Genomic DNA, 21,034 nt, shown 5'->3' with positions numbered 1-21,034 from the left:
GCTCGCCGCGGCCTGCCTGCTCATGACCGCCGCGCCGGCGGTCGCCGACCCGGGCCCGGTGGCCGACCCGGGGCCGGTCGCCGAACCAGGCCCCGCGGCCGTCGAACCCGATCCGTCGCAACCCGATCCGGTGCAGCCCGAGACGCTCGCCGACGCCCTCGCGGCGGCGGCCGAGGCCGGTTCCGGTACGGCCGAGGAGTTCGCCGACGCGGTAGCGGTGCCGGCCGAGGGCCCAGGGAGCGTGGTGCTCGACGGGGAGGGGCGCATCTCGGCGACGGTGTTCTGGGCCGGTTCGGGCGAGGCGGTGCTCGACCGGGTGCGCGAGACGATCGGCGACCGGGGGAGCGTGGCATCGGTGTCGACCGTGGCACCCGCCGCGGAGGTGTGGGTGGAACCCGTACTGCTCGACGATCTTCGCGCGCTGCCCGGAGTGAGCGGCGTGACACCCGCCCTGCGGCCCGCGAGCAGCAGGGCCGCGCTCACGGATCGGCTCGAGGCCGTGCACGGCAGCCTGCCGGCCGCGCTCGAGTCGCGCTCCGGCACCGCGGAGACCGCGCTGCGGCCGAGCACGGCGGCGACGGCCTCGGCCTGCCGCGCGCTGCCCGTCGAGACCGACGTGCCCCTGCGCTCCGACCTCGCGCGTACCGCGTACGGCGTCGACGGCACGGGTGTGACCATCGGCATCGTGTCGGACTCGTTCGCCCACCGCACCGCACCGACCTCGTGGGACGACGACGTCGCCGCCGGTGCGCTGCCCGGCCCCGGCAACCCGTGCGGCAGAACCGCGCCCGTCACCCTCGTGTCGGACGCCGCGGGAGGCGCCGATGAGGGGCGTGCGATGGCGCAGCTGGTGCACGGGATCGCGCCGGGCGCGAAGATCCTCTTCGCCGACGAGGGGTTCGGCGACTTCGCCATGGCGGAGAACATCATGAAGCTCGTCGATGCCGGTGCCGACATCATCGTCGACGACATCTCGTGGTTCCAGGAGCCCTACTTCCAGCAGGGGATCATCTCGGCCGTTTACGAGCGGGCGCGCGCCGAGCATGGAGTGCTCACGATCGCGGCCGCCGGCAACTCGAACGCGACGGCCACTCAGGGGCCGCATGCGGGCACCCCGCTCTCCTCCTGGCAGACCAGCGCGTACCGACCGATGGAGTGCCCGGCGTGGGTGCCGATCGGGCCGCACGATCCGCTGTACGGGCGCACCGACATCGACTGCCTCGACTTCGATTCCGGGCCGGGGGAGCAGCCCTACGATCTGCTCACGATGGCGGGAGCGCCCGGCGGCCCCGAGCGCGTGCTCACGACGGCGGCCTCGATCGGTGAGCCGATGTTCGGCGTCACGACCGACTACGAGCTGCGCTTCTACGAGGAGGACGCGTCGGGCGCTCCGCAGCCGCTCGACCGCATCCTCATGTTCGGGGCGCCGTATCCCGGCGCCGTCGGCGGGTTCGAGGTGAAGCCGGGCACGAAGGTGCGCATGGTGTTCATTCGCCGCTCGTTCGACCCCTCGGCGTCTGCCGCGCCGGCCGTGTTCATCGGGTTCGCGCTCGGCGCAACCGCGATCGCCGAGCGGCAGTTCATGGGCGATGCGCCGCCCGCGTCTCCCGTCGGCGACCGCGTCGGTGCGGTTACGCTCGGCCACAACGGGGACGGATCCGCGCTCTCGGTCGCCGCGGTGCCGTGGGATGCGCCGGCGCAGTTGCGGCCGTTCAGCTCGCTCGGCCCGAACACGCTGCTCTTCGACCGCGTGCCCGTCGGCGACCCCGCTCCCGCGCCCGCCGCCCCGCTGCCTGCCCCGCTGACCGTATCGGCGCCCAACGTCGCCTCCGTCGACGGCGCGCGCACCACCTTCTTCAACGTGCCCGAGAACACGCCGGACGGCATCGTGTACCGGTTCACGGGCACCTCCGCCGCCGCTCCCACCGTCGCGGCCGTCGCGGCGCTCGGCCTCTCGTACGCGCCGGGGGCGACCGCGGACGAGCTTCGCGCGGCGCTCGCCGAGACCGCTCGAGGCGCCTCGATCGGGGGCCCGGTGAACCCCTACGATCCCGCGCTGTTCCCCGACGCCCACGTCTTCGGCTCGGGCCTCGTCGACGCGAACGCGCTGCTCGCGGCGCTGCCCGCCCCGAATCCGCCCGGACCCGGGCCCGGGCCCGGCCCCGATCCGGTTCCCGTCCCCGATCCCGATGATTCCGACGCCCGCCGAGGCTCGGGCGATCCGGTCGATCTCACGAACGCGAGCGGCTCGCCGACGGGTCGCCTGTCGGCCACGGGCGGCACCGAGACGCCCTTCGGGGCGCTCGGGGCGGGGCTGCTGGCGCTCGGCGCTGCGGCGCTGGTGGCCGCAGCGCGGTCGCGGCGCACCCGGGGGCGGGGCCATCGCTCCGCGACCGGGTAGGCGCTCGGCCTGTTACTTCCCGCTGCACGTGTGGTTCGCGCACACGATCCGCTCTGACCCGGGGTTTTATCACCTTGGCCCGCGGTGAGCGGTGCTCGGATCGGCTCGGGCACCCCGGCTCGCTATGGTGTATCGAGAAGTGGAACGCCCTGCGATCGTCCGCGCACGGGGGAGAGCGGACGCGCGGGGCACCGTCGATAGGGCCGTATGGAGCAGATGGCAGGCGCTGAAGCATGTCGGGAACGCGGGTCGCGAGCAGCACCGCGGGTACCGGCGACCGCATTTCCCCGAGCGCGGCTGCTCGAGCGGCTGAACGCCTCTGTCGACGTCGCGGTCGTGCACGGCCCGGTGGGATCGGGGAAGACGACGCTGCTCGCCTCGTGGGCCGCCGCCGTCGAGTCGCCGGTGCTCTGGTGCGAGCCCGAGGGTGGGCGTCTGCCCTTCGCGGAGATCGAGACGTTCGCCGCGGAGCGGCCGGGGGTGCTGGTGATCGACGGCGGCGAGCGGGTCGAGGGCGACGAGCTCATCCGACTCGGATCGCTCATCGATCGTGCGCCCCAGCTGCGCCTGGCGGTGGCGACGCGCGCCGCCCGCACCGCCCGAGAGATCGCGTCCGTCTCGGACGCCGCCGTCGACGTGATCGCACCCTCCGACCTGCTCGTCACGGCGGACGAGCTGCGCGACGCCGGGCTGCTCGGCACCGCCGAGGCGCGCGCCGAGCTGCTGCGCGACACCGAGGGGCTGATGATCGCGGTGCGGGCGCGGCTCGACGACGCCGTTCGTGGGGTCTCCGGCGTTCGGGATCGGCTTCGGCGCACGCTGCGCGGCGAGCTCGACGAGCAGCCCGGGCGGTACGAACTCGCTGTGCGCCTCGCGATCCTGCCCCGCGTCGATCGTTCGATCCTCGCCGCGTGGGAGATCCACGAAGGGATCATCGACGACCTGGACGGGGCGGGGCTCGCCGAGTGGGACGGCGACTGGCTGCGCATGCACCCGTTCATTCGCGGAGCGCTCGCGGAAGACGCCGAGGAGCAGCTGTCCGGCGCCGAGCGCCGCACGCTGCTCGCAGCGGCGACTCGATCCTCGCTGATCCGGCGGGATCCGCTGCAGGCCCTGCGCACCGCCTTCGATCTCGACGACCTCGAGCTCGCCACCGAGGTCGTCTTCGCCAACATGGTCGATCTGCTCGAGGCGCGCGACGAATGCTACGAGATCTTCACAGGCGTACGGGCGTCGCGGCTGCGCGGCTACCCCGGGCTCACCGTGATGCTCGTGCTGCTCTCGAACATGGCCCCCGACACGCGGCCGCGGGCTCTGCAGCTGCTCGCGGCGGAGTCGCTGTTCCAGCGCCTGCAGCCGAGCCGCGGGCGGCATCGCGAGCGCGTCGTCTACCGCGCGTTCGAGGCGGCCGCCCTGCGACTGACGCCGTTCTCGGGCCGTGCGCTGCCGCTCATCCGGCAGGCCGTCGACGACTTCACGACGCTGAGCGACGAGGACATGGACGCGCTGGGCCGCATGGGGCCGATGCTGCAGGTGCACCTCGGGATCGGCGCCCTCTACCTGAGAGACCTCGAGCTGGCGCGGCGCTGCTTCGACCTCGCCGACGCCCTGCACGCGGAGGCGGGTCGAGCCGATCGGGTCGATCCGCTCTCGATGCGCGCCGGGCTCGCGGCGCTGAGCGGCGAGTTGTCGCTCGCGCGCAGGCTGCTCGCCGAGGCCGACGCGGCGGAGTGGCCCGCGGGCTGGCGCGGCTCCAGCCCGGCCGACTTCTTCAACCTGTGCGCGGCCGTGCTCGCCCTCGAGGACGGCGACCCGCACGCCGCCGGGAAGAGCCTCGACGCGGCCGGGCCGCTCGTCGACATGGTCGAGCACTGGACGATCTACGCGCTCGTGCGCGCCCGTCGCGACCGCCTCGCGGGTGAGGTCGAAGCGGGCCTCGTGCGCGTGCAGCGCCTCCGCGAGCAGCGCGGTTCGGCGCCGCTCACGCCGATGGCGCGGAGCCTGCTCGATGCCGCAGAGGCCGAGCTCCTCCTCGCGGCCGGCGAGCCGGCGGAGGCGCGCAGGATCGCCGGCCGCTCGGCGAAGCACAGCGCCCCGGGCGGCATCGTCCTCGCCCGCGCCGAGCTGGCGCTGAACCGCACCTCCGAGGCCGCGGTGCAGGCGCATCGCGTGCTCAGCACCGCCGGTCTCGCACCGCGCAACCGCCTCGAAGCCGAGCTGGTGCTCGCGTGCTCGGCGCTGCGCACGGGGCACGAGCGCGACGCCGCGACGCTGCTGCCCCGCATCGCCGAGCTGCTGAGATCGACCGGCATGCGAGCGCCGCTGCGCGCGATCTCCCTCCGCGACCGCGACGCGCTGAGCGAGGGGATGATCCACGCGGGCGTCTCGCGCGACATCGTCTCGCTCATCGCGGTCGAGGCATCGCGGACCGACGCCGACGTGACCCTCATGAGGGGGCTCAGCCCGCGCGAGCAGGCCGTGCTCGAGGTGCTCGCCGAGACGGGTGCGATCGATGAGATCGCCGCGCGCCTGTACGTCTCGCGCAACACGGTGAAGTCGCAGCTGCGCACCGTCTACCGCAAGCTCGGGGTGTCCTCTCGCGAGGCCGCCCTGACGCGCGCGGCCGTGCTCGGGCTGCTCGAGGATCCGGCCGCCTGATCCATCGCGTCGGCGCCGGAAGCGCTCGAAGCGCCGGTTGCGTTGGCGGCGTTGGCGGCGTTGATGATCGCGACGAGTGCGGCGGCCTGCGGCGCGCGGTCCCGGCCCGCGGCCCAGGCGACGCCCGAGGGGCCGCGGTACTCGACGAGCGCGAGCGCCTCGCTGACGTCGGTCGATGCGAGGGCGGTGTGCACCACGTCGAGCACCTCGATCCCGATCCCGTGCTGCGCGAGCGCGGCCACGAGCGCCTCGGCCGGCGCCGCGGTCTCGTGCGCACTCGAGCGCGGGCGACCGTCGATGCCGAGGTCGACGTCGACTCGGCAGTCGTCGCCCGTCTCAGACGCGGTGACCCCGATGAGCTCGACGCGGCCGTGCCCCGGGGCGAGGTACGCCTCCTCGAAGATGCGCCACAGTTCGGCGGCCGTGACCTCGGCGCCGGTCGTGTCGGTGTGGCGCTGCACCTGGCGCGCGAAGTCGATCTGCAGGCGCCTGGGCAGTTCGATCCCGTACTCCGTCTCGAGCAGGTACGCGATCCCGCCCTTGCCCGACTGCGAGTTGACGCGGATCACGGCGTCGTAGCTGCGGCCGATGTCGGCGGGGTCGATCGGCAGGTACGGCACCCGCCACGCGATCTCGCTCTCGGATCGGCCCTCGGCGGCGGCGCGTGCGCGGTGCTCGGCGAAGCCCTTCTTGATCGCGTCCTGGTGGGTGCCGCTGAACGCCGTGTGCACCAGATCGCCCGCGTACGGGTGCCTCGGGTGCACCTCGATGCGATTGCAGTGCTCGACGGTGCGGCGGATCTTATCGATGTCCGAGAAGTCGATCATCGGGTCGACGCCCTGCGCGTGCAGGTTGAGGGCCAGGGTGGCGATGTCGACGTTGCCGGTGCGCTCGCCGTTGCCGAAGATGCAGCCTTCGACACGCTGAGCCCCCGCGAGCACCGCCAGCTCGGCGCAGGCGATGCCGGTGCCGCGGTCGTTGTGCGGGTGCACCGACAGGATCACGCTGTCGCGGCGGGCGAGGTTCAGGTGCATGTACTCGATCTGATCGGCGTAGACGTTCGGGGTCGCGATCTCGACGGTGGCGGGCAGGTTCAGGATCACGGGCCGCTGCGGGGTCGCCGCCCACAGCTCGGTGACGGCGTCGCAGACGTCGAGCACGTAGTCGGGTTCGGTGAAGTTGAACACCTCGGGGGAGAACTGGAAGCGCACGTTCGGCATGTCGCCGGCGAGGCGCAGCACGTCCCGGGCGCCCGCGAGGATCAGCTGCTTGAGCGAGGCGCGGTCGTGGCCGAGCACCAGGGTGCGCCAGCTCGGCGCCGTGGCGGTGTACATGTGGATCACGACCGGGTTGGCGATGCCCTGGATCGACTCGACGGTGCGCTCGATGAGGTCGCGCCGGGCGGGGGTGAAGACCACGATCGTCAGGTCCTCGGGGGCGATCGCGGTGTCGGCGATCAGCCGCACGAAGTCGTAGTCGGTCTGCGAGGCCGACGGGTAGCCGACCTCGATCTCCTTGTAGCCCATCGAGACCATCAGTTCGAAGAAGCGGTGCTTGCGCTCCGGGTCCATGGGCTCGGCGAGGGCCTGGTTGCCGTCGCGCAGGTCGACCGGCACCCACAGCGGGGCTGCGGTGAGGCGACGGGATGGCCACTCGCGCTGCGCGAGCGGCACGTCGACGCGCGCGTACGCGTCGGTGTAGCGGTGCGACGGCATCCGGGAGGGGCGCTGCCGGTTCCATGCGGGGGAGTCGACGGTCGCGCCGTGAGGTGCGGAGAGGCGGGGGAGCGATGAGGTGTGCACGGGGATCCTTGCGGTCGGTGAATCGAGCGACCGGCGCAGATCTCGGCTCCACGGCGGGGAGCCGGTCTGGCTACGCCCCGCCGTGGCGGAGAAGCAGGAGGCATTCCACGGAGAACATGGGTAGACTGTAGCACAACTCCTCAGACAAGTAGAGAAGATCGGGGATGAGTATGCCGCAGGTGAAGCGGGCGCCGCTGGCCGATCAGGCGGCCGAACTGCTGCTGGAGCGCATCAGGGCGGGCGAGTGGAAGCTGGGCGAGAAGCTGCCCGGGGAGACCACGCTCGCGCCCCAGCTCGGTGTCGGCCGCTCCACCGTGCGCGAGGCGATCCGGCAGCTCGCGGGCCGGGGCGTGCTCGCCTCCCGACAGGGGGCCGGGGTCTTCGTCACCGCGCTCGACGCGCCCGAGGACTGGGACGCGGTGCTGCGCCGATCCGACATCGCGACCGTGATCGAGGCGCGCATCGCGATCGAGAGCGAGGCCGCCGCCCTCGCGGCGGCACGGCGGACCCCCGCGGACCTGCGGGCCATCCGCCGCGCCCTCGCCCGCCGGTCCGAGCACCGCTCCGAGATCGAGAGCCACGTCGACACCGACACCGAGTTCCACCGAGCCATCGTCGCGGCCGCCCACAACCCGATCCTGCTCGAACTCTTCGACGGCTTCACCCCCCGGTTGCGCGCGGCCATGATCGAGATGCTGCGCCTGCGCAAACGCTTCGGCGGAGAAGCCGACCACGACACCCACGTCGAACTCGCCGACGCGATCGCCGGGCGCGACGGGGCGGCGGCGGCCGCGCTCAGCCGCGCCCACCTGCGCTCGATGCAGGAGAGCCTCGGATGAGGGCGCCTCGGTAGAGTGAGGGGACGGGCCGCGGATCGGGCGGCGCGCACGCGCACCCCGGCAGCCGCGCGCGACTCGCGCGTGCACCCGGCCCTGGCGAGAGGGGGAACCATGACGCAAGAGTTCTCAGTCGGCGACCACGTGTGCTGGAACTCCGAGGCGGGCCGCGTCTCGGGCACGATCATCAAGGTGCACACCGACGACTTCGACTACAAGGGCCACCGGCGACGCGCCTCCGCCGACGACCCGCAGTACGAGATCAAGAGCGACAAGACCGACCACGTCGCCGCGCACAAGGGGAGTGCGCTGCGACGACTGCGGTGAGCGGCATGCCCGACCTGCCATTCCTCACCGTCGGCCACTCGAATCGCGAGCTCGACGAGTTCATCGAACTGCTCGAGCAGCACGCGGTGGAGTCGCTGGTCGACGTGCGCAGGCTCCCCGGGTCGAGACGCTATCCGCAGTTTAACGCCGACGCGCTCGAAGCGTCGCTCGCAGACCGCGGCATCGCGTTCCGCCGCTCCGAGGGGCTGACCGGGCGACGGCCCGTCAGCCGGGAGGTGCCGTTCGAGGTGAACGCGTGGTGGCAGAACCGCAGCTTCCACAACTACGCGGATCACGCCCTCGGCCGCGAGTTCGCCGACGCGCTGCTGGAGCTGCGCGGCGCCGGATCGGAGCGGCGCACGGCGGTGATGTGCTCGGAGGCGGTGTGGTGGCGCTGCCACCGCCGCATCATCGCGGATCACCTGCTGGCGGCCGGCGAGGAGGTGCGGCACATCCTGGGGCCGGGCCGATCCGACCCCGCGGAGCTGAGCGCCGGGGCCGTGATCGGCGCCGAGGGCGAGGTCTCGTACCCCGCGCGCCCGTGAGCGCGATCCGAGCCCCTGAGAACCTCGCCGAGAGGCGGATTTCGCACCTCGGGGCTCCGCCCTCCATGCATGATCCGCCTTTCGACGGGTGCTGGCGGGCTCCGATCCGCGGATCGGAGCCGGTCGGTCCGCGATCCTGAGAGCGGGCGCGGCAAGCCCCGTTAGCCTCGGGCCTACAAGCCGGGTGATCCCAGGGGGTGGAGCTCATGTGCCGCTGGCTCGCGTACCTCGGTTCGGCGATCCCGCTCGAAGACGTGCTCGTGCGTCCCGACCACTCGCTCATCGACCAGAGCCTGCTGGCGCGCGACCTCACACTGCCCGGGGATCCGCGGGCCGCCCAGTTCCGTCGCAGCGCCTTCCCCACGAACGGCGACGGCTTCGGGGTGGCCTGGCGCGGCCGGGCCGGAACCCTGGGGCAGTACCGTCAGATCGAGCCCGCCTGGGACAGCCAGAACCTGCGGCTCCTCGCCGCGCAGATCGAGTCGGACTGCTTTCTGGCGCACGTTCGCGCGGCCCCCGGCGGCACGATCGCCGAGCAGAACTGCCACCCGTTCGTGCACGGCGGGTGGATGTTCCAGCACAACGGCGAGATCCACGGCTTCCCGAGGGTGAAGCGCGAGCTGGCCCTCGACGTCGACCCCGCGCTGTACCCATCGATCCTCGGCAACTCCGACTCCGAGGTCTGCTTCTACCTGGCCCTCGGCTACGGTCTCGCCGAGGAGCCCGTGAAAGCGCTCACGCGCATGGTCGGCCGGGTCGAGCGCGCACGACGCGAGCGGGCGATCGCCGAGCCCTTCCGAGCGACGGTCTGCGCCTCCGACGGCTCGCAGCTGGTCGTGCTGCGGTGGGCGAGCCCCGACGCGCCCCGCGCCGAGGCCCCGACGCTGTTCCACTCGGCGGGGGCCACGGCCCTGCGCACCGTCGACGGAACCGAGGACCGGCTACCGCGAGACGCGCAGCTCGTCGTCTCGGAGCCCCTCGAACTGCACTGGAGCAGCCGCACCTGGCACGAGGTCGAGGCGGGGACGGTCGGTGTCTTCCGCAGGGGAGAGGAGCCCGCCTTCACGCGGATCGAGCTCACCGTCTGAGTCCGGCCTCAGGCGGCCCGCGCCGGGAGGAAGTCGGACGCATCCGAACGCCCGGCCGGTGACACGAAGATGCGCGTCGTGTCGCCCGGGGCGCGGGGATCGAACACCAGCGGGCGGTGCGCGCCGATGCCGGGGACCTCGTTCGGCGGCAGCAGCAGGTGGCACTTCACCCACCGGCTGCGGCCCTCGGCGTCCTCGAACCTGAGCGTGATCGTCGCGGCCACGCGTGAGGCATCGGTGGGGCAGGCCGGCGACCGCACGACCTCCGCGTCGACGAGCGATCCGCTGCGCAGCATCTCGGCCGCGAGCTCGGAGTTGCGCGCCCGGTATCTGCCCGACGCGATGCGGCCGAGCAGGCTCGCGATCCCGAGCAGTGCGAGCAGGCCCGGCAGCCACCACTGCGCCGCATACATGATCCACGCGCCGAGGCCCCAGGGCTCGTCGTCGTGGAACGTGGGATCGACCGCCACGCCGATGGCGTCCGGCGCCGCCCACATGGTCGTCGCGACCCACGTTCCGAGCGCGAGGCCCAGCAGCACGAGGGTGAGCGGGCCGACGAAGGCGAAGAAGGTGGTGCGCCCCGTGTAGCGGTGGTTCCACTTCGAGTACTGGCCGAAGAGCAGGAAGCACGCGAGCACGCCGACCGGGATCGCGGCCGCCCGCACGGCGATCGGCACCCCCGCATCCCAGTTGCCGAACACGCTGTTGAGGGTGACGACGCGCAGCTGGTCGAAGACGCCGCCCACGCCGAGCCCCAGCACCGCGGCCGCGAGCAGCCCGCCCGCACCGAAGAGCAAAGCCGCAGTGAGTGCGGCGGGCGATCCCCGGAGAGCGGCGGCGGTGCGGCGTTCGGACTCCACTGGATCGGTGAGACTCATGGACTCGAGTGTATCGAGGGAGCCCCGCGGTCGCGCCCGTGCGGGCCCGCCTCGGCCGAGACCATGCCGCGCCACACGACATCGAGCGCGGCGGCCATGCGCCGCTGCGTCTCAGCCGCTGACAGGTCGGCGCCGCGCACCACGAACTGGTAGTAGACGATGCCCGCCATCGCATCGATCGCGGCAGACACGTCGAGATCGGCGCGCAGCCGCCCGTCGTCGACCGCGGCGCGCAGAGAGCCCTCGAGCGGCGTGCGCCGTCGCTCCACGTGCGACTTCCAGTACGCCTGCTGCAGTTCCGGGTTCGCGACCACGAGTTTCAGTCGCTGCCTGAACCGGGTCTCCGGGTAGACCCCCGGCTCCTGAGACGGGATGAAGTTGCGCAGGAGCGCGACCCGCAGATCGTCGTCGGGCGTGATCGGCGGGTAGGCCGTGCGCCCCACGTCGAGCGCCGCGGCGATGAGGTGCGTGATCGAGGGCCACCGGCGATAGAGCGCTGCTCGGCTCACCCCGCTGCGCTCGACCACCTTCGAGACCGACACGTCCTCGCCCGCGTCGAGCAGTTCGATCGCGGCCCGCAGGATCGCGTCGTCGAGTCTCGCGACGCGCGGGCGCCCGGGCCCCGCGCTCCCGGCCGCGGCTTCGCCGCGTGCAGCGTCGCTGCGGCCGGCGACGCCGCGGCCGGGAGCGGGCCCGGGATCCCGATCCGGTGCGAGGGTCACGCCGCGTTCGCCCCCGTCGGAGCGGCCGCTCCCGCTCCCGCGCGGGCGTCGACCGCCCGCGCCCGCAGCCGGGCCACGGTGTCGTCGGAGAGCCCCGCGCGCCGCAGCGGCTCCAGCGGCTCGTCGTAGCTGCCGCGCAGATGCCCCAGCAGGCGCCGCATCGAGACCGACATGTCGCCCTCCGCGAGCCCGCCCATGCGCAGAGGGCTCTCGTCGAAGCCGAGCTGCGCGAGCATCGGACCCATGACGCACGAGATGCGATCCACGATCGCCGGCATGTTCGCGCCCGTCTTCGCGTAGTCGGTCACGATGTCGTCATCGTGGGCGCCGAGCGCGAGCAGCAGCGCGGCCGCGAGCACCCCCGTGCGATCCCGGCCCGCGGCGCAGTGGAACGCGGTCGCGCCCGGCGTGTATGCGATCACGTTGAGCGCGGTCACGAGCTGCGATCCGCAGCTCTCGAACATCGACACGTACGACTCGCCCATCGCCTCGTGGGTGAGCGAGTGCTGACGCCGCATGTCGCGGCCGATGTCGGCCATGAGCGGCAGGTGGTGGTAGGAGACCGCGCGGGAGCCGAACGGACCGCGGCCGGTGATGCCGACCTCGGCGGGGGAGCGCAGATCCACGATCGCGGTGAGGCCGTCGCGCTCGAGCGAGGCGGCCACGTCGTCGGTGACGAGCGCGAGGTCGTCGGTGCGGATCGCCACCCCGCTGCGCAGCACGCCGCCCGAGACGGGGATGCCGCCGAGGTCGCGCAGGTTCACGGGGGCGCTGAGCACGAGTTCGCGGGTGAGGATGGTGGTGGTCATGTGATTCGCTTTCTGATGAGAGCCGACCCCTGGTCGATGAGGGTGACGAGCACGATGATGCAGATGATGATGGCCGAGAGGTGGCCGTAGTCGTACATGCGCATCGCCGTGGTGAGTTCGAGGCCGATGCCGCCGGCGCCGACGAGGCCGAGGATCGTCGCGCCCCGCACGTTGCCCTCGAACAGCAGCAGCGTGTACGACACGAGCAGCGGGGCCGCCTGCGGCAGCACCCCGTACTGCACGACCTGACGCTTCGAGGCGCCCACCGCCTCCATCGCGGTCATCGGGCCGCGGTCGACCGACTCCATCGCCTCGGCGAAGATCTTGCCGATCGACCCGATCGATCCGAGGGTCATCGCGAGGATGCCCGCGAAGGGGCCGAGGCCCACCGCCGACACGAACATGAGCGCGAACACGAGATCGGGTACGGCGCGGATGATGTTCATCACCCAGCGCGCCGGGTAGTACAGCCACTTCGGGGCGATGTTCGACGCCGCCGCGAACGCCACGAACAGCGACAGCACGGCGCCGAGCACGGTGCCCACGACGGCCATCTGGAAGGTTTCGAGCAGCAGTGCGAGGATCGTGCCGATCTTCGAGAAGTCGGGCGGGAAGAGCCGCCCCACGAACTCGACCATGTTCGCGGAGCCCTCGCCGAGCTTCGCGAAGTTGAGCTGGGCGCCGTCGAACGACCAGAGCAGCAGCAGGATCGCGATCGGGATCGCGATCATGAATCGGGCGCGCGGCACCGAGAACGCGCGCTCCATGCGTGCGCGCTCCTCGGCGGGGAGCTCCTGCGCGGTCGAGACGTCGCGACGCTCGCGCTGTTCGGTGACGGCGCTCACGCTGCGACCTCCGCTCGACCGCTCGTGTCGGCGCCGCCCTCGAGGTGCTCGTCGTGCGCGTCGTACAGCAGCGCGAGCTGGTCGGCGTCGAGATCCTCGGTGCGATCCGAGATCACCATCTGGCCGTGGCGCAGGCCGACGATGCGGTCGGAGTGCTGCAGGGCGAGCGGGAGCACGTGCAGGCTGACGAGCACCGGGATGCCGTCCTCGCGCGCGATCTGCTGCAGCAGCTCGAGCACCGAGTGCGACATCTTCGGGTCGAGCGAGGCCACGGGCTCGTCGGCGAGGATCAGCTGCGGAGACTGCATCAGGGCGCGAGCGATCGCCACGCGCTGCTGCTGACCTCCCGACAGCTCCCGGGCCTGCGCGCCCGCCTTGTGGGCGATGCCCACGCGGTCGAGCAGCGCGAGCGCGCGGCGCCGGTGCGCCGACGAGAAGCCTCCGACCAGGTTGATCGGCCCGGCGCCGTGCAGTGCGCCGGCCAGCACGTTCGTGAGCACGCTCAGGCGGCCGACGAGGTTGAACTGCTGGAAGACCTGGCCCACCGAGGCGCGCACCTCACGCAGCTGACCTCGACGCACCCGCGTCATGTCGGTGCCGGCCACGGTCGCCGATCCGCCGCTGATGGGGGCGAAACCGGTGAGGCTCTTCATGAGCGTCGACTTGCCCGATCCGGACGAGCCGAGCAGGGCGACGGTCTCGCCGGGGAACAGCTCGAGGCTCGCACCGTCGAGGATCAGCGGACCGTCGTCGGTGTAGCGCACCCGCAGGTCGCGCACGGAGACGAGGGGAGCGGGGTGCGGGGCGAGGGCTGACGCGGCTGCGCCCGCGGCGGTCTCGACCGGTGCTCGCTCGATGCTCGGGATCGCGGTGCTCGCGACGCGCGGAGCGGTCGCGGCACCCGCCGCGCTCGGGATCGCGGTGCTCACTTGAGATCCTCGAGCTTCACGCCGGCGACCTCGGCGATCTCGGCGAACGGCGCGAAGCTCGCCGGTGCGGGGGCGACGGTCTGCGTGAGCCCGGCGAACGAGCCCATGGCGCCGAGCGCTTCGGCGTTCTCCGCGGCGAACACGGCGGCGATGCCCTCCCCGATCACCTTGCGGGTCTCGGGGTCGAGCGACTTGCGGCCGAGCACGGTGCCCTGCACCGCCATCGACGGGCTCTCGCCCACGGCGCGCCACTCGCCGTCCTTGAACGGGAACATCGGCTCGCCCATCTCGGTCAGCATGAACGCGGTGCAGGCGCCGTCGACCTGGCCCTGCTGCAGCGCGGCGAAGCTGCCCTCGTGGCCGCCTGCGAAGATGGCCTCGTAGTCGACGTCGCGTTCGAGGCCGGCCTCGTGCAGCATGTAGTTCGGCATGAAGAAGCCCGAGCTCGACGCCTGGTCGGCGAATGCGACGGTCTTGCCCTTGAAGTCGGCGACCTCGGTGATCGGGGAGTCGTTCAGCACCACGCAGGTGGAGACGGGCTCGTCGATGCCCTCGAAGGCGACCAGGGCGTCGACCTCGCCCGTGTTCACCGCGAGGGCCGAGGGGAAGCCGCTCATGATGCCGATGTCGACGTGGTCGGCGCGGATGGCCTCGACGACGCTGAGGTAGTCGGGCACGTCGGTGACCTCGACCTCGCGGCCCGTCGCCTCCTCGAAGAGTTCGGCGAACACGTCGATCGGGTTCTCGGCGGTGGGGTCGTCGCCGAGCGGCAGCGTGGCGATGGTGATGGGGGCGTCGGCATCGGCCGGAGCGGCCTCCGCTCCGGCGCTGCAGCCGGTGAGGGCGAGTGCGGCGATGCCGGTGAGCGCGATGGCGGAGAGGGTGGTGGGCAGTGCCTTCGGGAGAGCGGGCTTGCGCATTGGGGGAGAGACCTTTCGAGGTGAATCCGTGCCCTCGGAACTCCGAGAACACCGGTATTCAAACGCGCGAAGGTAGCCGGGAATTACGAGACCGGCGTACTGGTAAAGGAACGGAATCTGAACAGCGGGTGAAGCCTTCCGCCGCGCGCTCGGGCCTGCGCGATCCCAGGCCTGCGTGATCCCGCGCCTGCGTAATCCCGGGCCTGCGTGGTCCCGCGCTCGCGTGGTCCCGAGCCTGCGTGATCCCGAACCCCCGTCGAAAGGCGGGTTTCGCACCTCCGGGCCGCAGATCACGTGCAGAATCCGCCTCTCGACTGCGGGTCAGGGCGGTGGGTCGATCTGCGGGGTGGGGTCGAGTCGGGGATGCGGCTCAGGGCTGCGGGCCGGGGTGTGGATCGCGGCCGTGGTCAGGGCTGCGGGTCGGGGTGGGGATCGCGGCCGGGGTTGGGGCCGCGAGTCAGGGGTGTGGATCGCGCCCGGGATCGCGGCCGGGGTCGAGCCCCGGACCCGCCGCGGCCTCGTCTCCCGCCCGCGCCAGCGATGCCGCGCGGCGCACCTCGGCGACCGTGCGCGGGTGGGCGAGGATGCGGAAGTGCCCGCCCGTCTCGACGCGCACGTTCCGCGCCCCCGCCAGTTCGCTGCCCTCGGGGATGTGCGGATCGAAGCGCGGGAACACCGAGACGATGCGCGCGTTCACGTCGAGCGACCGGGCGAGGAGCGACAGCGTCGCATCGCGCGGCGAGAACGAGCGCAGCGTCGAGCCCAGCAGGAAGCGCGCGTACCGCGACCCGCCGAACGGGGTCGAGATCGCCACCATCGCGCGCACGCGCGGTGCCGAAGCCCCGAACGACATGACGTGCTTGCCGATCAGGCCGCCCTTGCTGTGGGCGACGATCACCACCCCGTCCAGGCCCCGGGCGGCCAGGTACTCGTCGACGAGTCGAGCCCCCGCGGCGACGGGCACGCGGTTGTCGCGCAGCGGATCCACGACGTGCACGGGGTGGCCGCGCCCGTGCAGGTCGCGGATCAGCGGCAGCATGAAGCGCCACGGCTCGTACACGCCGGGGATGATCAGCACGGGCGGCCGCGTGCCGTCGCCCTCGGCGAAGCCGCGAGGGTCCGCCCGCGAGAAGAACGCGCGCACCTGCCGCCACCCCGCGTAGAGATAGTCGGCGATCCACCAGAGGGCCCGCTGTGCGAGCCTCGGCCCCCGGTCGCGGTGCGCGTTCATCCGCGAGCGCCCGTCATGAGATCGGCCGGACGCTTGTCGGGCCGCCAGCCGCGCCACACCGCCTGCCGGAAGCTGCCGCCCGCCGTGCGTCCCTTCGAGACGACCTCGCCCACGAGTTCGGGCCGCACCCAGTGCGCGTCGCGACTGATCTCGGCGGGCACCTCGGCCGCGGGCTCTGCGTGCTCGAGCGGGGCGAGGCGGATGCGGATCGTGCGGCGCTCGGCCGAGGAGAAGCCGGTGCCCACGCGGCCCGCATAGCGCCAGGCTCCGTCCTGCCAGTCCGCGAGCAGCAGCGACGCGAAGCCCTGCGAGTCCGACGGGCTGTCGCGCCAGCCGATCACGACCGCCTCCTCCGCGAGGATCAGCGGGAACTTGCGCCAGTCCGACGAGCGCACTCCCGAGCGGTACCTGCTCGTCCAGCGCTTCGCCATGACCCCCTCCAGATGCAGGCGGAGACTCGCGGCGGCGGCGTCGCGCGCAGACCCGGCGAACACCTCGGGCAGCGCCGCCGGCACCCCGGGCATCGGTTCGACGAGGGCGTCGAGCAGCTCTCGGCGCTGCCGGTAGGGGAGCGTGCGGCAATCCCGACCGTTGACGCTCAGCACGTCGAACACGAGGTACGAGGCGGGTGCCTCGCGGCGGGCCCGCTCGACCTCGGCACGGTCGGTCAGCCCGAAACGGCGCTGCAGCCGGCTGAAACTCGGCGCCCCGTTCGTGCCGAACGCGATGATCTCGCCGTCGAGCACCGCTCGATCGCCGTTCACGACCGCGGGGAGCGCGGCGAACTCCGGGTACGCGGCCGTGAGATCGCCGCCCGAGCGGCTGCGGAGGGCGCAGCGCTCGCCGTCGACGAAAGCGAGCGCTCGGATGCCGTCCCACTTCATCTCGAACGCCCACTCCTGCTCGTCGAGGCGCTCGAACTCGGCGGGGGAGCCGCGCTCGGAGAGCATCGGCCGCAGATCGGGATCGGGCACCGGGGCGACGGGATCCGGATCCGCTGCAGCCCGATCCCGCGCCGACGGCCGACGGTTCGCGCGACCCGCGCCCCGACCCCGCTCGCCTCCGCGAAGCGCCCCTGCTCGCGCAGCCGCCGCCGCGTCGTCGCTCATCAGGTGGATCATCCACCGCGGCTTCCCGTCGGCCTCGCCCGCCCGGAACAGCGCGTAGCGCCGCGGGCCGCCGAGACCGCCGCCCGGGCGGCCGGTGAGCCGCACGATCACCTCGTCGTCGCGCCACTTCTCGAGCTCGTAGGTGCCGGCGTCCCAGATCTCGACGTTCCCGGCTCCGTACTCGCCCTTCGGGATGACCCCCTCGAAGTGGCGGTACGACATCGGGTGATCCTCGGTGGGTACCGCGAGGTGATTGAGCGCGGGGTCGGTCGGCACGCCCTTCGGCAGCGCCCAGCTGACGAGCACGCCGTCGTGCTCGAGCCGGAAGTCGAAGTGCAGCCGTCGTGCCTCATGGCGCTGGATCACGAAGACGGGGCCGCCCCGCCGCTCGCCCTCCGCGTCGGCGTCGGCGTTGCCGGAGCGGGAGCCGGCGCGGTTCCCGGGGGCGGAGCCGGCGTCGCGCGGCGCTCCCGCCGGGGGCACCGGCTCCGGGGTGCGCGCCGCATCGCGCTTCGACCGGTAGAGGCTCAGGCGATCCGACACCGCGTGCGCGGCCGATAACTCCGTAAGTTCGGCGAGCGGGTCGCCCCGCTTCGCGACCCGCTGCAGCACCTCCCGGAACTCGAGCTGCTGCAGGTGCGGCGACGCGAGCTCGCGCCAGGAGCGCGGCGCCGCCACGGTGGGCGCGATCCTGCCCCTCAGCGAGTACGGGGCGACCGTGGTCTTCGACGCGTTGTTCTGGCTCCAGTCGATGAACACGTGACCGGGGCGCAGGGCCCGCTTCATCGAGCTCGTGATGTCGTCGGGGTGGTCGGCCTCGAGCGAGCGAGCCAGCTCGCGGGCAACCGCCGACGCCTGGTCGGAGGTCTGCGAACCGTCGAGCGCGGCGTAGAGGTGGATGCCCTTGCTGCCGCTCGTCACCGGGATCGACGGCAGCCCCATGTCGCGCAGGATGTCGCGCACCAGGAATGCGACCTGCGCGCACTCGCGCAGCGTCACGCCCTCGCCGGGGTCGAGGTCGAACACGAGGCGATCCGGATTCCCCGGCTCGCCCGAGGCGTCGAAGCGCCACTGCGGCACGTGGATCTCGAGCGCGGCGAGCTGGGCGAGCCACACGAGCGTCGCCTCGTCGTCGACGAGCGGGTAGTGGTTCACGTGATCCTTGTGCTGGATACGGCCCGTGCGCACCCAGTCGGGCGCGGAATCGCCGATGTCCTTCTGGAAGAAGAAGTCGCCGCGGCCGTCGTCGCCCACCCCGTCGGGCCAGCGCTTGCGCGTCGCCGGGCGGTCGCGGCAGTGCGGCAGCATCGTCGGAGCGATCGCGCTGTAGTAGCCGATCACGTCTCCCTTGGTGGTTCCGGTGGAGGGGTAGAGCACCTTCTCCAGATTCGAGACCCGGATGCGGCGCCCGCCCACCTCGACCGTCTGCTCTCTGCGGGCCATGCCTACATGATCGTCGGCGGATCGCGCAAGCAGTAGACCTTTGACACCGCGGCGCGCTGTACTGTACGCATGAGAGCGATCTGGAGCGGAGCGATCACCTTCGGGCTCGTCAACGTGCCCGTGAAGCTCTACAGCGCCACCGAAGACCACGACGTCGAACTACACCAGGTGCACGACAAGGACGGCGGGCGGATCCGATACCAGCGGCGCTGCGAGATCTGCGGCGAGATCGTCGAATACGAGCACATCGACAAGGCCTACGCCGACGAGGACGACACGATCGTGCTCACCAAGGAAGATCTCGCGTCGATCCCGCAGGAGCAGGATCGCGAGATCTCGGTGGTGGAGTTCGTGCCCTCGGACCAGGTCGACCCCATGCTCTTCGAGCGCAGCTACTACCTCGAGCCCACCGGCAAGACCACGAAGGCGTACGTGCTGCTGCGACGCACGCTCGAGAAGACCGACCGCACCGCGATCGTCGAGTTCGCGCTGCGACAGAAGACGCGGCTCGCCGCGCTCCGCGTGCGCGGCGACGTGCTGCTGCTGCAGACGCTGCTGTGGCCCGACGAGATCCGTTCGGCGTCGTTCCCCGCGCTCGACAAGCGGGTGCGCATCTCGGCGAAGGAGCTGCAGCTCTCGGCCTCGCTCGTGAAGAGCTTCTCGGGCGACTTTGACCCGTCGGCGTTCCGCGACGAGTACCAGGAGGAGCTGCGTTCGCTGATCGAAGCGAAGCGGCGGGCGGGGGAGGCGCTCGACACGGAGGAGACGTTCGGGGCCGATGCCGAGGCTGGTTCCGGCTCAGGCGACGCCGAGGTGATCGACCTCATGGAGGGGCTCAAGCAGAGCGTGCAGAAGTCGCGCGCCGCGAAGAAGCGCGGCAAGGGGAGAGGCGGGGCGGGATCGGGGTCTCGCTCGGGGTCTGGCTCGGGCTCAGGGGCCGGCTCGGCGAAGTCGGGCGGATCCGGATCTCGATCCGGGTCCGGGTCGTCGCGGCGCCGCAAGAAGGGCGCGTAGCGGCGCTCGTTCCCTGAGCCTGTCGAAAGGAAGACCTCGCTCGCCATCCTGGGCGCTCAGGCGCGAAGAATAGATGTGCGGAGAACACCGTGAAGGCTGCGACTCTGCAGCCTTCACGGTGCCCGCGATCACATGTCGCGGCAGTGAGCGCAGAGCGGCCACCCGTTCGTGCCCGCCCTCTTATTCCAGGAAGGGATCTGCTGCCCACTGGGGCAGTTGTCATGTACGTGGTGAACGTCAGGATCGGACCCATTGATCGAGTAATAGGGCTGAACTCGCATAGAAATCTCCATTCGTAGATGTGCCGATCGGCACGTATGCAATGTAGAAGTAACCACTGACATTCCTGCGCGATCCGTCCCCCAGAGGCCGTCGCGGCCGTGCGCGCGAGCTGCGACGAGCGGGTGGCGGCTGATCCTTCCACGTCGTAGAGCAATGCGGAACAGAACCGGCCTCTTCGCGTATGAGGTCGAGGGACAGAGGAGGGGGCGTATCGTGGTCGCGGGCTCTTGGTCTGGCGGTTCGGTGCCCCTAGTGTGAAAGCGTGAGCCCCGTGCAGCCGTCGTCTCCCTCCCGTTTCCTGCGTGTGGCATTGGCCGCGGTGGCGTGGTTCAACCTCGTCTCGGCGCTCGTCGGCATGGCGGGCCTGACGCTCGGAGGCGGGCTCGGCATTCCGCTGGAGTGGATCGAGGGGAGCGTCTTCGACTCGTACTTCTGGCCCGGCGTGATCCTGGGCGTGGTGGTCGGGGGTGCGCAGGTGCTGGCGCTGGTCGGGCAGTACGGTCGGTGCCGGCTGGCGTGGGGCCTGCACGCGGCGGCGGGCCTCGTGATGATGATCTGGATCTTCGTGGAGATCGCGATCATGCTCGTGTGGTCGCCGCTGCACGGCATCTACTTCGTGACGGGCCTGCTGCAGACGGTGCTCGCGGTGCTGGCGCTCGGCGCGTGGCCGGGCCCCTTCTTGGACCGCGACGCGAAGCGCGGTGGTGGTGAGGGGTCGGGTGGCGAGGGGTGACTCAGTTGTTCTTGGTTCGAGTCCAGGTACCCCAGCAGTAGATTCGGCGAGATTCCGCGGCTATCCAGCCCATCCGCCCACTCCGTACCTCGGCCTGGTTCGGGCAGTTTTACCACTTTGGTCACCAGAAACCCTCCCGTTGTCTCCAACCGCGGGCTTCTCAGCGGGGGAGTGCCGGTTGCTACCGGACGGTCCTGGTCGGAGACGTACCTGCCCGGTATGGATCTCCTGCCGCCCCTCACCCCCGTCTTCCTTACCCAGCGTGAGGTCGCCGATCTTCTGCGCGTGCCCGTCCGCACAGTCGAGGATTGGCGACTCACGCGCTCGGGACCGCCGTGGGTGAAGCTCGGTCGGCACGTCCGCTACGAGCAGGCGGAACTGCTCGCCTGGGTGAAGGAGCGCCGCCATGGGTAGGCCTCGCATCCGCGCCGGAGAGGTCGGCAAGATCCAGATCACGAAGCT

18 protein-coding genes are annotated in these 21,034 nt (G+C 71.8%); 9 read left to right on the top strand and 9 right to left on the bottom strand.

The window, feature by feature from the left end; translation table 11 throughout:
• Positions 1–22: 22 nt before the first annotated feature.
• Together Leucomu_RS09660 and Leucomu_RS09655 are read left to right on the top strand one after the other, a co-directional pair.
• Complete coding sequence (locus Leucomu_RS09660; RefSeq protein WP_128387079.1) at positions 23–2,401, top strand: S8 family serine peptidase; 2,379 nt, start codon at positions 23–25, stop codon at positions 2,399–2,401.
• A gap of 336 nt (positions 2,402–2,737) precedes the next feature.
• A complete protein-coding gene (locus Leucomu_RS09655; RefSeq protein ID WP_128387078.1) occupies positions 2,738–5,059 on the top strand; it encodes a helix-turn-helix transcriptional regulator in 2,322 nt (773 codons plus the stop codon).
• On the opposite strand, the gene Leucomu_RS09650 is transcribed toward Leucomu_RS09655, so the two are convergent.
• The gene (locus Leucomu_RS09650; RefSeq protein WP_128387836.1) at positions 4,975–6,774 is read right to left on the bottom strand and encodes a 2-isopropylmalate synthase; all 1,800 of its coding nucleotides are present in this window, start codon (positions 6,772–6,774) and stop codon (positions 4,975–4,977) included. The two genes, Leucomu_RS09655 and Leucomu_RS09650, sit on opposite strands and share 85 nt — an antisense overlap.
• Positions 6,775–7,031: 257 nt before the next feature.
• Here Leucomu_RS09650 and Leucomu_RS09645 point away from each other — a divergent pair, with 257 nt between their 5' ends.
• From Leucomu_RS09645 to Leucomu_RS09630, 4 genes are all read left to right on the top strand, one after another.
• Positions 7,032–7,700: a FadR/GntR family transcriptional regulator gene (locus Leucomu_RS09645; RefSeq protein ID WP_128387835.1), complete on the top strand. Its 669-nt coding sequence runs from the start codon at positions 7,032–7,034 to the stop codon at positions 7,698–7,700.
• A gap of 111 nt (positions 7,701–7,811) precedes the next feature.
• Entirely contained in the window at positions 7,812–8,024 is a 213-nt protein-coding gene (locus Leucomu_RS09640; RefSeq protein WP_017883196.1) for a hypervirulence associated TUDOR domain-containing protein, read from the top strand.
• A gap of 5 nt (positions 8,025–8,029) precedes the next feature.
• Positions 8,030–8,569, top strand: a complete 540-nt coding sequence (locus Leucomu_RS09635; RefSeq protein ID WP_164884534.1) for a DUF488 domain-containing protein — start codon at positions 8,030–8,032, stop codon at positions 8,567–8,569.
• Between the two features lie 206 nt (positions 8,570–8,775).
• Positions 8,776–9,657, top strand: coding sequence for a class II glutamine amidotransferase (locus tag Leucomu_RS09630; RefSeq protein ID WP_128387076.1), 882 nt, complete (start codon positions 8,776–8,778; stop codon positions 9,655–9,657).
• A gap of 8 nt (positions 9,658–9,665) precedes the next feature.
• On the opposite strand, the gene Leucomu_RS09625 is transcribed toward Leucomu_RS09630, so the two are convergent.
• The 8 genes from Leucomu_RS09625 to Leucomu_RS09590 all read right to left on the bottom strand — a co-directional run bounded on the left by Leucomu_RS09625 (position 9,666) and on the right by Leucomu_RS09590 (position 18,543).
• On the bottom strand, positions 9,666–10,535 hold the full coding sequence (locus Leucomu_RS09625; RefSeq protein WP_128387075.1) for a hypothetical protein: 870 nt from the start codon (positions 10,533–10,535) through the stop codon (positions 9,666–9,668).
• Positions 10,532–11,257 (bottom strand): TetR/AcrR family transcriptional regulator, encoded by a 726-nt coding sequence (locus Leucomu_RS09620; protein ID WP_128387074.1) that lies wholly within the window; start codon positions 11,255–11,257, stop codon positions 10,532–10,534. The genes Leucomu_RS09625 and Leucomu_RS09620 overlap by 4 nt, the downstream gene beginning before the upstream one ends.
• On the bottom strand, positions 11,254–12,066 hold the full coding sequence (locus tag Leucomu_RS09615) for a tyrosine-protein phosphatase (RefSeq protein ID WP_128387073.1): 813 nt from the start codon (positions 12,064–12,066) through the stop codon (positions 11,254–11,256). The genes Leucomu_RS09620 and Leucomu_RS09615 overlap by 4 nt, the downstream gene beginning before the upstream one ends.
• A complete protein-coding gene (phnE, locus tag Leucomu_RS09610; protein ID WP_128387072.1) occupies positions 12,063–12,911 on the bottom strand; it encodes a phosphonate ABC transporter, permease protein PhnE in 849 nt (282 codons plus the stop codon). Before phnE ends, Leucomu_RS09615 begins: the two co-directional genes overlap by 4 nt.
• Positions 12,908–13,840 carry a phosphonate ABC transporter ATP-binding protein gene (locus tag Leucomu_RS09605; protein ID WP_128387071.1) on the bottom strand — a complete coding sequence of 311 codons (933 nt, stop codon included), beginning with the start codon at positions 13,838–13,840 and terminating at the stop codon, positions 12,908–12,910. Before Leucomu_RS09605 ends, phnE begins: the two co-directional genes overlap by 4 nt.
• Entirely contained in the window at positions 13,837–14,760 is a 924-nt protein-coding gene (locus tag Leucomu_RS09600) for a phosphate/phosphite/phosphonate ABC transporter substrate-binding protein (protein WP_128387070.1), read from the bottom strand. Before Leucomu_RS09600 ends, Leucomu_RS09605 begins: the two co-directional genes overlap by 4 nt.
• Before the next feature lie 457 nt (positions 14,761–15,217).
• Positions 15,218–15,991, bottom strand: a complete 774-nt coding sequence (locus tag Leucomu_RS15195) for an esterase/lipase family protein (RefSeq protein ID WP_164884533.1) — start codon at positions 15,989–15,991, stop codon at positions 15,218–15,220.
• Positions 15,988–18,543: an ATP-dependent DNA ligase gene (locus Leucomu_RS09590; RefSeq protein WP_128387069.1), complete on the bottom strand. Its 2,556-nt coding sequence runs from the start codon at positions 18,541–18,543 to the stop codon at positions 15,988–15,990. Before Leucomu_RS09590 ends, Leucomu_RS15195 begins: the two co-directional genes overlap by 4 nt.
• 69 nt (positions 18,544–18,612) lie before the next feature.
• On the opposite strand from Leucomu_RS09590, the gene ku reads away from it, so the two are divergent.
• The 3 genes from ku to Leucomu_RS09575 all read left to right on the top strand — a co-directional run bounded on the left by ku (position 18,613) and on the right by Leucomu_RS09575 (position 20,986).
• Positions 18,613–19,557: a non-homologous end joining protein Ku gene (gene ku, locus Leucomu_RS09585; protein ID WP_128387068.1), complete on the top strand. Its 945-nt coding sequence runs from the start codon at positions 18,613–18,615 to the stop codon at positions 19,555–19,557.
• 544 nt (positions 19,558–20,101) lie between these two features.
• Positions 20,102–20,572 carry a hypothetical protein gene (locus Leucomu_RS09580; protein ID WP_228407056.1) on the top strand — a complete coding sequence of 157 codons (471 nt, stop codon included), beginning with the start codon at positions 20,102–20,104 and terminating at the stop codon, positions 20,570–20,572.
• 285 nt (positions 20,573–20,857) lie between these two features.
• Positions 20,858–20,986: a MerR family transcriptional regulator gene (locus Leucomu_RS09575; protein ID WP_267128408.1), complete on the top strand. Its 129-nt coding sequence runs from the start codon at positions 20,858–20,860 to the stop codon at positions 20,984–20,986.
• The last annotated feature ends 48 nt before the right edge of the window (positions 20,987–21,034 follow it).

The sequence above is a fragment of the Leucobacter muris genome (genome assembly GCF_004028235.1).
GTDB classification, from domain to species: domain Bacteria; phylum Actinomycetota; class Actinomycetes; order Actinomycetales; family Microbacteriaceae; genus Leucobacter; species Leucobacter muris.
The sequence above is the reverse complement of the archived record's forward strand: the minus strand, read 5'-3'. Positions and strand labels throughout refer to the sequence as shown.

Coding starts and splice junctions, on each gene's coding strand:
- Leucomu_RS09635 (WP_164884534.1), top strand. CDS start 8,030: ATGCCCGACCTGCCATTCCTCACCGTCGGCCACTCGAATCGCGAGCTC.
- Leucomu_RS09650 (WP_128387836.1), bottom strand. CDS start 6,774: ATGCCGTCGCACCGCTACACCGACGCGTACGCGCGCGTCGACGTGCCG.
- Leucomu_RS09660 (WP_128387079.1), top strand. CDS start 23: ATGACCGCCGCGCCGGCGGTCGCCGACCCGGGCCCGGTGGCCGACCCG.
- Leucomu_RS09645 (WP_128387835.1), top strand. CDS start 7,032: ATGCCGCAGGTGAAGCGGGCGCCGCTGGCCGATCAGGCGGCCGAACTG.
- ku (WP_128387068.1), top strand. CDS start 18,613: ATGAGAGCGATCTGGAGCGGAGCGATCACCTTCGGGCTCGTCAACGTG.
- Leucomu_RS09630 (WP_128387076.1), top strand. CDS start 8,776: ATGTGCCGCTGGCTCGCGTACCTCGGTTCGGCGATCCCGCTCGAAGAC.
- Leucomu_RS09640 (WP_017883196.1), top strand. CDS start 7,812: ATGACGCAAGAGTTCTCAGTCGGCGACCACGTGTGCTGGAACTCCGAG.
- Leucomu_RS15195 (WP_164884533.1), bottom strand. CDS start 15,991: ATGAACGCGCACCGCGACCGGGGGCCGAGGCTCGCACAGCGGGCCCTC.
- Leucomu_RS09590 (WP_128387069.1), bottom strand. CDS start 18,543: ATGGCCCGCAGAGAGCAGACGGTCGAGGTGGGCGGGCGCCGCATCCGG.
- Leucomu_RS09600 (WP_128387070.1), bottom strand. CDS start 14,760: ATGCGCAAGCCCGCTCTCCCGAAGGCACTGCCCACCACCCTCTCCGCC.
- Leucomu_RS09615 (WP_128387073.1), bottom strand. CDS start 12,066: ATGACCACCACCATCCTCACCCGCGAACTCGTGCTCAGCGCCCCCGTG.
- Leucomu_RS09625 (WP_128387075.1), bottom strand. CDS start 10,535: ATGAGTCTCACCGATCCAGTGGAGTCCGAACGCCGCACCGCCGCCGCT.